The 12,743-nt window shown below is 57.7% G+C and carries 6 protein-coding genes; all 6 read right to left on the minus strand.

All coding sequences use genetic code 11. The features are described from left to right. Positions 1-2 precede the first annotated feature (2 nt). The 6 genes from ADIMK_RS20815 to ADIMK_RS20840 all read right to left on the minus strand — a co-directional run bounded on the left by ADIMK_RS20815 (position 3) and on the right by ADIMK_RS20840 (position 12,693). Entirely contained in the window at positions 3-3,824 is a 3,822-nt protein-coding gene (locus ADIMK_RS20815) for a translocation/assembly module TamB domain-containing protein (RefSeq protein ID WP_036192396.1), read from the minus strand. Next, the gene (locus ADIMK_RS20820) at positions 3,824-5,647 is read right to left on the minus strand and encodes an autotransporter assembly complex protein TamA (RefSeq protein WP_156043029.1); all 1,824 of its coding nucleotides are present in this window, start codon (positions 5,645-5,647) and stop codon (positions 3,824-3,826) included. The genes ADIMK_RS20815 and ADIMK_RS20820 overlap by 1 nt, the downstream gene beginning before the upstream one ends. Positions 5,648-5,716: 69 nt before the next feature. Beyond that, positions 5,717-7,711, minus strand: a complete 1,995-nt coding sequence (locus ADIMK_RS20825; RefSeq protein WP_197027606.1) for a sensor domain-containing diguanylate cyclase — start codon at positions 7,709-7,711, stop codon at positions 5,717-5,719. Positions 7,712-7,892: 181 nt separating this feature from the next. Then, a complete protein-coding gene (gene gcvP, locus ADIMK_RS20830) occupies positions 7,893-10,778 on the minus strand; it encodes an aminomethyl-transferring glycine dehydrogenase (protein WP_036192399.1) in 2,886 nt (961 codons plus the stop codon). Positions 10,779-10,870: 92 nt separating this feature from the next. Further along, entirely contained in the window at positions 10,871-11,263 is a 393-nt protein-coding gene (gene gcvH / locus ADIMK_RS20835; RefSeq protein ID WP_036192400.1) for a glycine cleavage system protein GcvH, read from the minus strand. A gap of 50 nt (positions 11,264-11,313) precedes the next feature. Continuing rightward, positions 11,314-12,693 (minus strand): L-serine ammonia-lyase, encoded by a 1,380-nt coding sequence (locus tag ADIMK_RS20840; protein ID WP_036192402.1) that lies wholly within the window; start codon positions 12,691-12,693, stop codon positions 11,314-11,316. Positions 12,694-12,743: the final 50 nt, after the last annotated feature.

Here is a 12,743-nt window from a genome sequence, read left to right on the forward strand (position 1 = left end):
GTTCAGCGCTCAAAACTGTAGATCAGATCACCGCCGCTGCCCTCGCTACTGGTTTCCGTTTCCAGCGACAGGCGTTTACTGAGCTGGTATCGCATCAGGAAGGTATTCACGGGGTTTATCAACCCGAGGCCATACTTGATATACAGATCCGGCGACAGGTATTTGCCGATGTAGAACGAGGTCTCATCTGCGGTTTCGCCTGAGGCGAAACCGATCTCGTCCACATTCAACGACTGACCAATTTTTTCGGTGATGCTGGTGCCCCCTTTGGCACCGAGGGAAAGCGCCAGTTTCATCAGCATCTGCTGCTCCCCTGCCGATGCACTGTCCGGCGCACGGCCCAGCACGAGATAGGACAGTATGCGATTGTCCGGCATCGCCGGCGATGAGGTCAGACGCAGATCCGGTTTACGCAGCGTCCCACTGACCAGCGCCCCCACCACCACGTCATCCACCTCACGCTCCACCCGCAGATCCAACCCCGGATTACTCAACGGGCCACCGGTAAAAACGACGTTGCCGCGACTGATATTCAGATCCTGTCCGTAAAGTCGGTATTGGCCGCTCACCACACCGACACTACCCGTCCCCCGGGCAAGACCCTGCCCTTGCTGCTGAAGGTTCAATGCACCCGCCAACCGGCCGTCGAAGCCGAAGGCATCGACACGAACCGCGTCACCAAACTCAACCCGCAGGTCCACATCCAGTTCGGGCCCCCTGGCCGCTTGCGCCCCTGTGGCATCCTGCACGACAAGGTCCGGTGACGCGCTCACGGCGCTCTGCTCAATCTTCGGCGTCTGAATCAGCGCCTCCGGTATTGTCAGATCACCGCGAACTTTGATTCGCGCAGGCGAGAGCGCCAGTTGCAGGTCCGGTGAGACCAACACTTGCACCTGTGCAGTATTGACCGCCTCAAACCCGGCGCCGCTGATCTGCAGCTCGGCGAGCTGTTCCGCGGGCTGCACACGCCCTTTAACGGCCAACTCACCCTCACCCGATCGCGCTTGCGCATTGACGCGCATCTGGCCAGGATGCTGTGGATCGTCCTCTACCTTGAGCTGAATATTGGTGACCCGGATTCCAGCTGAGGGCACCTCTATATCACCCTCGGCAACAGACAACTGCCCGGTGATATCAGGCTCAGCCAGCGTACCCGCCACCTTCAATTGTGCATTCGCAGTCCCCTGCTGAATCTGAAGCGTGGGCACAAGCAACGACAGGGGGCGCAACTGTTCTAGCCTCGCCTCTATGCCACCGCGCAAACGTTGAGCACCTGAGAGGTCTGACACATCCAGCTGACCACGGACAACACCATCGAATGGATCCAGACGCAGATCGATCTTTGCCTGCGCGCTCTTTTCATCACCGCTGACGGTCACACGGCTTCGATCAAGCGTCAGATTCAGATCCGAATCGGGCAGACTCAAACCGGCACTGGGTAGTAGCACTTGCGCCTCATATTGACGGCGCTGGCCACGCGCACTGAACCGAGCCTCAGCATTGACGATTCCACTGATGCGAGTCGGGTCCGGGATGAACGGTTCCAGAAGCGCCAGCGACAGGGATTGGACATCAAGACGGGCTTCGGTATCAGCCCCCTGGCTGCGCCCCTCCAAACACGCTGCGCCTTCAATCGCTTGCGGTATCAGGCAAAGTCGTGACAACTCATAGCCTTTGGGGCTGGCGGCAATCGTCGCCGCTGACTTGAGCCCCCAATGCCCGGCGTGTGGATTATCGATATCAAGGCGTGTAATTCGCCCCGCCCACTGCCAGTTAACGGGAGTTTTCTGAAGATCGGTTTGCAGCCGCCCATCTGCGCGCAGCGCAAGATCGGCCAACCCCTTCGCCTGAGCGTCCAGCGCAATATTCAACGCTTTGTCCGTGCCATCAATATTCAGTACGGCACTTTGAATCTGCTGGCCACCGGCCTCAATGCCTTTCGCCTCGATGTGGATATCCGCCGGCTGCCGCCAGTTGGGGTCAAAGCGAACCCGGCCATCAAGACGGTCAAGCTGTGCACCTTCTACCCTCAAGCCCGCCACATCGATATCGGCATCGACAGACGGTAACGCGCGCGCACCCGACAACCGTCCTGCGCCCTTGATTCGACCCTGCGAGCCGGGCAGCAGGCGGCCCAGATCAGCCACATTTAACGTCCATTGCAGCGCCATCTGCTCAGCAATCTCGCCACTGGCTGTCAGTTGGGTGCCACCCCACTCCAAATTCAACTGATCCAGACGTACGACGGGCCCCATCATGCGCGCCACTCCCCCGCCCTTGAGCGGTTGCGATTGCAGATTGCCGTCCAGCCGTTTGATCTGAAGCTCGGCTTCCAACTGCTCGGCCAGTTGCCCGCTGCTGTGCAGTTGGGTACTTACGCTGCCCGGCAGCTGTGGCCAAAACTGTCCCGGGTCCAGTTGGTCAGCGCTGAGATTGAGGTTCCAATCAAGCTGCGATTGCCAGCCGATATTACCCTCTATATCAACCTTCCCGCCCAAGGTTTCAGCGTGCAACGGCTCAAGACGTATACCCTCTAGACTGCCCTGAGCCTGCAGATTCAACTCGATGGGTGGAAAGTCCGGCCCGTTCAACCCAGTTGTCAACGTCAGTCGATAATCATCCAGCGAGCCGTCAAGACTCAGCTCGCCTTTTGCAGACCGCACAAGCGCAGTATCAACCAGTGGATAGCGTAGTGCCTGCCAGCTGAGCTTCGCCTTGAGCGTGCGTGCACCAAGAGGGTCATCAATACGGCCAACACCTTCCAATCGAGCCTCTCCCTGCTCCGGCGTCAAGGTGAGTCGCTCAATCTCGATTCGCTGAGTTGACGCCGACAGCCCGAGATCGAGCTGTGTCCGCTTCAACTCCGGCAAGGTTGCGAAGAGCGACAACTCCACCTCTGCCGACGAGAGATCCCCCTTGGCTGTGATCCGAGCCTCAGGATCAAGCGCCTGCATCTCCTGCGTTGGATCGGTCAGTATCTGGGATATCTCGACCTGACTGACCGCCAGCTCAGCCTGCCATTGCGGCTGCGCGCTCAGCACCTGCTCCAACTGCCCCTTCAGGGAGGCGGTCACCGCGCCCTGCACCTGCTGCTCGATAACCAAAGCCTTGAGATCGCCGCTAATACGCCCCTTGCCACTGACATTCATCACAGCCCCGTCATCAACACCTCCGCGTGGCACTCGTAACACCCATTGGGTGTCAACTCCAAGCGGGTAGTCATCGCGCAGATCAGCGCGTCCGTTGACACTGAGATCCGCCATCGGCGACTGCACGGACAGCCGTTCAAGTTCAACGGATTCTCCCCGCGCACTCAGTATCAACTCGGCGTTATCCACAAGGGTTTCGGGTTTATCGTTGTCTGCAGAAAAGACACGAACACGCGCCAGACGCAGATCACGAATCTCGACGCCCAGGGGCAGCGTCACCTGACCGGGCAACTCGATCCCATCTGATCCCTCTGTCTGAACCGCCTCATCCGTCGGCTTCGGCAAGTGAAGATCGACAGGTCCGATCACCAGCTGCCGAATCAGCAATTCACCCGATAGCAGTCCTGAGGCATCCCACTCAAGCAGCAAGGACTCACCGTCAATCGCCAGATCGCCCGCCTGATAATGAATGCCGGTCAGCTGCATTTGATCGATCAGTCGCCCCGATACCGTCTCGATCCGAAGGCTGCCCGGCGCATAGGCGATCGCGCGCCCCGCCAGCCAACGCGTGCCGGACTCCGTAGCCACACTCCACCCGAGAACGCTCAGGATCAGCAACAGCAGCACTAGCAGGACCAAAAGTGCATAGCGCAGATAGCGCTTGAACATAGGCATCAAAGATCAGGCCCCAGGGTGAAATGAATACGAAAGCCGCCATCCTCAACAGGGTGGGCAAGATCGACACGCACAGGCCCTACGGGTGACTGCCAACGCCCTCCTACGCCGATACTGTTTTTCAGTGGCGTATCCAGTGAATCGAAGGCATTACCGCTATCCCAGAAAACAGCGGCCCGCCACTGGGGCGCCACGCGGTAATCCATCTCCAGACTGCCCGCCAGCAGATAGCGTCCACCACGCACTTCGCCTTCGTTATCCTCAGGTCCCAACTCTTTGTAGTCATACCCGCGCACGCTATTATCACCCCCGGCGAAGAACCGGCGTGATGCAGGCATAAGTCCGAAGTCAGTGGCAGCTGTCGCGCCGATATCAGCCCGCGCCAATACCCGCAGATCGTCTGTCAGACTGTAAACGGCCTTGCCGCTGACCTGTGTTTGCACAAAGCTCGTGTCGGAGAGCAGGCTTTCAGCGGCCCCCGATAAATCAATACTCAGGCGGTAGCCACGCGAAGGGTTCAAACGGTTGTCGGTGGAGACTATCGACCACCCGCCTTCTGGCACCAGCAGCATGGTGCTTTGCTCATCATCACCGAAGCGGAAGGTCTCCTGCTCCAGCCCCAAGCCCCAGTGCCAGCTCTGGTTGCCTCGTGCACGCTGATCCTGCGCACCGACAGCCCAGGTTTCGGAGTCCGTACTGTCGGTCTGCTCCTGCTCATAGGACGCCCGCCCCTGGTACGTATCGGTGACCGGATTACGCCCCGGGATTTCGTAGTTGAACAGCAGCGTATTCGTCACCTCCGACAGCCGAAGGATCGACTCCATGCGATGCCCACGATCATTCACCCAACGACGTCGCTGGCTGGCACTCATGCGTGCGCCGGTATCGGTGCCGTAGCCTGCACCAAAGCGGTAAGCGGTGCGCTTGTTAGACGTCAGGTAAACCTCTACCGGTATCGCCCGATCTTCATCGGCCTCATCCCAGAGCGGCTGAACTTCGACGCCGCTGAAATAGCCACTATCGACAAGCCCCCGCTGCATCTCAAGCAGTTGATCGGTGGCGACAGGGTCCCCCGTTTCCAGCGTACTGTATCGCGCTAGTAACGCCTCACGCACTGGCGCATCGCTGAAACGTATTTCACGCAGGCGATAGAGCGGGCCGGTATCAAGTGCCAGTCGAATATCGGCACTGTTATCCGGCGCATCGACGACAATTTGGGCCTGAGTGAAGCGGGCATCGTAATAACCAAGCCCCGCCGCACGCTCAAGCACCTCAGCCTTTATGGCGTCATACGCCTGTTGATCCAGCGGCGCCCCCACTTGTAACGCTGGGCGGGACTGCCACCTAGTGAGCGACGGATCATCGGCCCCCTCGCCGGTGACGCTCAACTCCTGGCGGCGTACACGCGCCCGGGGCCCGGCATCAATGTGATAGATCGCACGCCAACCGGTAGCGGTTTGCTCAAGCTCAGACTCGACGTGACTGTTGAAATACCCCAGCGGTGTAAGACCGGCACTGACCTCCTTCGCGGCCTGCCCGTGGAGGTAACGAATACGGCTTACACTCGGAAGCGACTCATCGCCGACCAGGCGCGACAGCGACAGATGAGCACGTACATTGCTTTCCAGATCACCTTCGATCCCTTTGATCACCACCTCCAGCTCATCAGCCGCCTGGGCTAGTGGAGCCAACGCAGAGCCGAACAACAGGAGAACCAGCGTTGCGCTGGTAACAGTAAGCTTTGAACCTGTCCCCCGAACGAACTGAACCGTGGACAAGATGGCACACAAAAACATCAGCAGTAACTGATCCTTGGTCAACATTGCGAGAACAGAGAGCGGACTGAAACCAGCTGCGCTACCGCCCCTTATACGTTATCGGTCGCCTATCGATCAAACGCCGATCACAGTGGAAGAACCGGCCGACTCCACCCTGTTTCGACCCAGAGACTTGGCTTTATACAGCGCCGAATCGGCTCGGTTATAGATGGTTTTGAAATCTTCACCGGTCTTTAGCTGCGCTATGCCCGCACTGATCGTGATCCGCACATCGCCGCTGAGCGTCTCTATCTTCGTGTTAGACACGCAGCTCCGCAGGCGTTCCGCGACGATCGCCGCCTCATGCTCCTGGGTTTCCGGCATCAGAATCGCGAACTCTTCCCCCCCCAACCGCGCAAACAGATCAGTCGTACGCAACAATCCTTGGACAATCTCAGCAATGCGCTTCAGCGTTTCGTCGCCGGCATGATGACCATAAGAGTCGTTAACGCGCTTAAAGAGATCCAGATCCACCAGAATCAACGCCAGAGGACGTCGATAACGGTGAGCCCGGTTGATCTCGTCATCCACAGCAGCGGTGAAATAGCCCCGACTTCTCGCCCCAGTTAACGAATCGGTTGTTGCCAGTGCGGTTAACTTCTTGACGGCGCGGTCCTCGGCGATGGAACTGCCCACCCAGCGCCCTAACATGCGAACGAATTCTCGATCACTGTCATCGAACTCCTGCGCATAGGGTTTGGTCGAGTAAAACCCCAGCGCACCGTAGAGCGTATCGTCAATCCAGATCGATGTACCGATAAAACACTCATGTTCGAATACTTCATTGCTCAGCAGACTGGCGCTATGGGACTGGCTACCTCTACGAATAATGACCACATCGTGACTGTTAAACATGTCGCGGGAATGGTGGGCGGGGAGCTCCAGCTCATCCCCCTCTTTCAGGTCGGTAAATACCGTGGAATAACATTTATCCACAACATAAGCGTTGTCGTACAGGGCTCCGACAACCCCCATCTCGACGCCCAGATGCTTACATCCCAGCTCCAGCGCCTTATAAAACTTGTCGCCCAGCTCGGCACCCGCTTGAATGGCGATGGTATTCAGTGTCCTCAAGCTGTCGTTCGCCACCAGAAGGTGGGCCTTTAACAGATACTGAAGCCTTACGGCCCGGGCAAGCCAGGCGCCGGCAGCGAACAGCAGAACGGACACGACGGCCGCTCCCCATTTGTAGTGCAGCCAGAGCCGTTCGTGCTCCGCGAAGACGGCTTCGGTCGCTTTCGTCACCGCAACGACCATCGGATACTCATTCATCTGTCTGTAGCTGATACGGCGCTTAACGCCATCAATTACACTGACAGCCTGGAAATTGCCCACATCGGCCGCATCGGCATTCATAAAAGGCCGATCACTGGGCACAACCTTGCCAATGGCGCTTTCATCCAGCTTCAGGTCTATCCCCCTGACACGCACGATGCCGTCGAGACCGATCAGCGCAATGCTGCCGCCATCACCGAGGTCAAGAGAACCGAAAAAACCTGAGAAGTAACTTGGATTCAACGATATCACCAGGACACCACCGAAGTGGTCTCCATGCGTCAAGATCGGACGTGTCAACTGGATACTGTAGCGACCCGAGACCCTGCCCTTGACCGGTTTGCTGATATACAGCTCATCGGCACTGCGATCGCGATGCACTCGAAAATGCTCACGGTCGCTGAGGTTCACAGGGGCGGCATTAGGATCGAGGTTAGAGTAGGCCAGTTTACCGTTCGCATCGATGACCGCTATCTGCACCAGCAGCGAATCATCATAGGCCGCCTGCATAATCCGCACCTTGGTTTCAAACTTCGAGCGGTCATCCACCCAAGCCTGACGCAACACCAATAGCACGGCATCGATATTGTTGAACGTGCGAGCGACATGCTCTTCAAAGGTACGCGCGACACCAGCCGCATCGCTCCAGGCGTGTCGACTCACATCTTCGTAGTTCCGTCTCTGTTCGAATAACAACGCCGACCACAGCGCAACGATCAAGATCCCGGTAAGCGCCAGAATTGCGAGAGGATCGCTTTTGCGATGGGACTGAGGTGAACGAGACTGTACAGACATCTGAACATCCATTTTCAAGATCTTCTTGTACGCTGATGTTAAGTTATTGAGCGCGATACATGCACTCAAAATCGCACAGAACTACCCCTCGATTTTGCGAAAGACCAGAAAAAAGGCCCAGCATAACGCTGAGCCTTTGGTAAGGGTCGGTGGTCGAATCGCAGGGACTCAACTCGGATAATCAATCCCGATATGCATCCACCGACGGGCAGGAGCAGACAAAGTTACGATCTCCGTACACGTTGTCGATGCGGTTGACGGTCGGCCAGAACTTACTGTCGCGTGTTGCAGCCGACGGGAATACCGCCTCGGAAACGCTGTAGCTGCGGTTCCATTCGCCAGTAATGTCGGCAAGGGTATGCGGTGCGTGGTGCAGAGGGCTCTGCTCGGCGCTCCACTCTCCGGTTTCGACCCGTGCAATTTCACCACGGATGCTCACCATCGCCTCAATGAAACGATCAAGCTCTGCCTTGGACTCCGATTCGGTCGGCTCGATCATGAGCGTGCCCGGTACCGGGAAGGACATGGTCGGCGCATGGAAGCCGTAGTCCATCAGACGCTTGGCGATATCCTCTTCGGTAACACCAGTCGCATCCTTGAGCGGACGAATATCGACGATACACTCGTGAGCAACACGGTCGTGCTTACCGCGATAGAGGATCGGGTAATGCTCGGACAGCTTCTGCGTCAGGTAGTTGGCATTCAGAATCGCCATTTGGGTCGAGCGCTTGAGCCCCGTCTTACCGAGCATGCGGATATACATCCAGCTGATCGGCAGGATAGTGCCAGAACCATAGGGCGACGCGGATACCGCACCGTTGTTCTGCTTTTGACCGGCCACATGTGTCACCGCATGACCGGGCAGGAAAGGCGCCAGATGAGCGCGAACACCGATCGGGCCCATGCCTGGGCCGCCACCGCCATGAGGAATGGCGAAGGTCTTGTGCAGGTTCAGGTGAGACACGTCGGAACCGATCAGGCCGGGCTTGGAGATACCCACCTGTGCGTTCATGTTCGCGCCATCCATGTATACCTGACCGCCGAACTTGTGCACGATCTGGCAGATCTCGACGATCTCCTGCTCGTAAACGCCGTGGGTACTCGGGTAGGTGACCATCAGCGTGGACAGGTTGTCGGCATGCGCCTCGGCCTTGGCCGCCAGGTCGGCAATATCCACGTTACCCTGCTCGTCGCACTCGACGATCACTACTTTCAGCCCCATCATCGCCGCCGATGCCGGGTTGGTTCCGTGCGCCGATGACGGAATAAGACAGATATCACGATGCCCCTGACCGATCGATTCCTGATATTTGCGGATCGCCAGGAGTCCTGCGTATTCGCCCTGTGCACCGGAGTTGGGCTGCATGGATACGGCGTCGTAACCCGTGATCTCAACCAGCATCTGCTCGAGCTGACGGATCATCTCCAGATAGCCTTCGGTCTGATCATGCGGCGCGAAGGGGTGAATGTTGGCAAATTCGGGCCAGGTAACCGGTGCCATCTCAGACGTCGCGTTAAGTTTCATGGTGCATGAGCCCAGCGGGATCATGCCATGAACCAGTGAATAGTCACGGTTTTCCAGCTTTTTCAGGTAGCGCAGCATCTCGGTTTCGCTGTGATAGCTGTTGAACACCGGATGCGTCAGGATTGCATCGTCTCGCAACAGCTGAGACGGAATACCGGTCGTTTCGCCATCGACAATCGCTGCATCGAGCTCATCGATGGACAGGCCATGATTGGCGCCCAGCAGGATGTCGAACAGGTGCTCGACATCGCCACGGGTGGTGGTTTCATCCAAACTGATGCCGATATGGTGACCACCGAACAGACGCAGGTTACAACCACCGGCCAGCGCCCCTTCGATCACTTCACCCGGGTTTTCCAGATCAAGCGTCAGGGTATCGAAGAAAGTATCGTTGAGCTTGATGCCCTTACTGCGCAGACCATTGGCCAGAATAGTGGTCAGGCGATGCACGCGCTCGGCAATACGGCGCAGCCCCTGCGGACCATGATAGACGGCGTAGAATGCGGCCATGTTGGCCAGCAACGCCTGGGCAGTACAGATGTTGGAAGTCGCCTTCTCACGACGGATATGCTGCTCGCGGGTCTGCATCGCCATACGCAGCGCCTGATTGCCGCGGCTGTCTACCGATACACCGATGATGCGGCCAGGAACCGAACGCTTGAGCTTGTCAGAGGTAGCAAAGAACGCCGCGTGCGGCCCGCCAAAGCCCATCGGTACGCCGAAACGCTGGGCACAACCGAATACCACGTCAGCCCCGAGGGTGCCGGGTGCCTTCAGCATCACCAGCGCCAGCAGGTCTGAGGCGACACATACCATGGAGTTCTGTGCCTTGGCCTTAGCAATCAGTGTTTCAATGTCGCGAATATCGCCGTGGGTGCCCGGATATTGCAGCAACACACCAAAGCTGTCGTACTGATCCAGTTTGTCAGCCGCATCAACGGTGATATCGAAACCAAAATATTCGGCACGGGTGCGGATAACGTCGATGGTCTGCGGATGCACATCATCGGCGATGAAGAAAATATCGCTCTTCTTGCGGTTGGAGCGCTTGCACAAGGTCATCGCTTCGGCAGCCGCAGTGGCTTCATCGAGCAGCGATGCATTGGCCAGATCCATACCGGTCAGATCCATAACCATCTGCTGGAAGTTGAGCAATGACTCAAGACGCCCCTGGGAGATCTCTGGCTGGTAAGGTGTGTAAGCGGTATACCAGGCCGGATTTTCCAGTACGTTACGCTGAATAACGCCCGGAACATGCGTGCCGTAGTAGCCCATGCCGATGAACGATTTATTAACCTTGTTACGTGACGCCAGCGCCTTGAGTTCATCCAGCGCTTCTGTCTCAGTGACGCTATCGGGCATTGCAAGCGCATCATCCAGGCGAATCGATGCGGGGACTGCCTGTTCGATCAGTTGATCCAGAGAGCCCACGTCCAAAGCGTCGAGCATCGCCTGTTGCTCTGCCGCGTCCGGCCCTATATGACGCTGGATAAACTCATCCCGTGCTTCCAGTTCGCTCAATCCACGGTTTTCAGTTGCCATCTTGCCTGCCCCTTTTGACGTTATTCTGTCAATAAAAATAGATCGGGTCGGCCGCACTGTGTACGACCGACCCGTCATCGACCTGACCGTTCTCAGCCCTCTTCTGCAACACGCTCAGCGTAGTCTGCAGAGCCCAGAAGTGCATCCAGTTCACTGGCGTCAGCCAGTTTCAGCTTGCAGATCCAGCCATCGGCAAAGGGGGATTCATTGATCAGCTCGGGGCTGTCCTGCAGCTGCTCGTTCACCTCGACAACCTCGCCACCGACAGCAGCGTAGATGTCGGACGCCGCCTTGACGGACTCGACAACCGAGAACTCTTCACCGGCAGATACTTCACGGCCCACTTCCGGCAGCTCCACGAATACGACATCGCCCAACTGCTCCTGCGCGAAGTCGGTGATACCAATCGTTACGGTGCCATCACCGTTATCGCGGACCCATTCATGGGAAGCAGCATATTTCAGCTCGGTCGGAAGGTTGCTCATGGTTTCTAATCCATCTCTCATTTAGTCATTATCGTAAAGGCTCTGCGTTATCAGCAGGCCACCACGTTTACCGCGAGACCTCCTGTTGAGGTCTCCTTGTATTTATCCTGCATATCGGCGCCGGTCTGTCGCATCGTCTCGATCACGGAATCGAGCGACACAAAGTGTATGCCGTCACCTCGAAGTGCCAGTCGGGCCGCGTTGATCGCTTTGACGGCCCCCATGGTATTGCGCTCGATACAGGGCACCTGAACAAGCCCTGCTATTGGGTCGCAGGTCAGGCCCAGATTATGCTCCATTCCGATCTCGGCGGCATTCTCAACCTGCCTGACCGTGCCACCGAGCACTGCACACAGCGCGCCGGCCGCCATGGAGCACGCCACGCCGATCTCCCCCTGGCAGCCAACCTCAGCCGCTGAAATTGACGCGTTGCGCTTGTACAGCATGCCAATCGCCGCGGCCGTAGCCAGAAAGGTGATAACCCCTTCGTCGTTGGAACCCGGCACAAAGCGATCATAGTAAGCCAGAACCGCAGGAATCACACCGGCGGCTCCGTTTGTCGGTGCCGTCACAACCCGGCCCCCGGCCGCATTTTCCTCGTTTACCGCCAGCGCGTACAGGTTGACCCAGTCCAGCACTTCGAGATGGTCGTCGACGTGCGCCTTCTTGGGCTTGTCCATCAACTCACGGCAGAGTTCGTGTGCGCGACGCCGGACATGCAGCCCACCGGGCAGTTCCCCTGTTTTACTGCAGCCCCGGTGGATAGCCTCGTCCATTACCTTCCAGATCTGCAGCAGCCGCGGCCTGACCTCTTCAGCGGGCGTACGCACCTCTTCGTTCGCCAGCATCAACTCGGCGATGGTCAGACCTTCACGTTCGGCCAGCGACATCAGCTCTTCTGCGTAATTGAAGGGCCAGGGCTCCGAAGGGCCATTATTCGCCGGCGGATTGTCGACTTCGTCCGCTGTTAGCACAAAGCCACCGCCAACCGAGTAGCACTCCAGTTGCGCAATCTGAATACCGGCCTCATCCAGTGCTTCAAACCGCAAGCCATTCGGATGCGCAGGCAGTGAAACGCCGAGATTAAAGCGCAGATCCTGCTCGGGATCGAACGCCACCTCCTGGCCACCTTCAAGTGTTATCGTGCCGCGCGTGCGTATGTCATCGACAATGCTCTGTACTGCATCGGGATCGACACTCTCGGGACGCTCGCCGCTCAGGCCAAGAATTACCGCGATGTCAGTCGCGTGCCCCTTGCCTGTCATGGCTAGCGATCCATACAACTGCACACGCATGCGTGCTGTCTGATCCAGCAATCCGCCTTCACCGAGCTGGTCGATAAAGCGCCGCGCCGCAACCATAGGTCCGACCGTATGAGAGCTGGAGGGACCGATACCGATCTTGAATAGATCAAACATACTGAGCGACATCGCGAGCCTCCGTCTAAAATCAACGTCGTAAACGTCAAAAACAGGAAACG

It is taken from the genome of Marinobacterium lacunae (assembly GCF_000705555.1).
GTDB lineage: Bacteria > Pseudomonadota > Gammaproteobacteria > Pseudomonadales > Balneatricaceae > Marinobacterium_D > Marinobacterium_D lacunae.

Bases quoted from the DNA above. Each gene is read 5' to 3' on its own strand.
- ADIMK_RS20815 (WP_036192396.1), bottom strand. From the start codon at position 3,824: ATGCCTATGTTCAAGCGCTATCTGCGCTATGCACTTTTGGTCCTGCTA.
- ADIMK_RS20820 (WP_156043029.1), bottom strand. From the start codon at position 5,647: ATGTTGACCAAGGATCAGTTACTGCTGATGTTTTTGTGTGCCATCTTG.
- ADIMK_RS20825 (WP_197027606.1), bottom strand. From the start codon at position 7,711: ATGTCTGTACAGTCTCGTTCACCTCAGTCCCATCGCAAAAGCGATCCT.
- gcvP (WP_036192399.1), bottom strand. From the start codon at position 10,778: ATGGCAACTGAAAACCGTGGATTGAGCGAACTGGAAGCACGGGATGAG.
- gcvH (WP_036192400.1), bottom strand. From the start codon at position 11,263: ATGAGCAACCTTCCGACCGAGCTGAAATATGCTGCTTCCCATGAATGG.
- ADIMK_RS20840 (WP_036192402.1), bottom strand. From the start codon at position 12,693: ATGTCGCTCAGTATGTTTGATCTATTCAAGATCGGTATCGGTCCCTCC.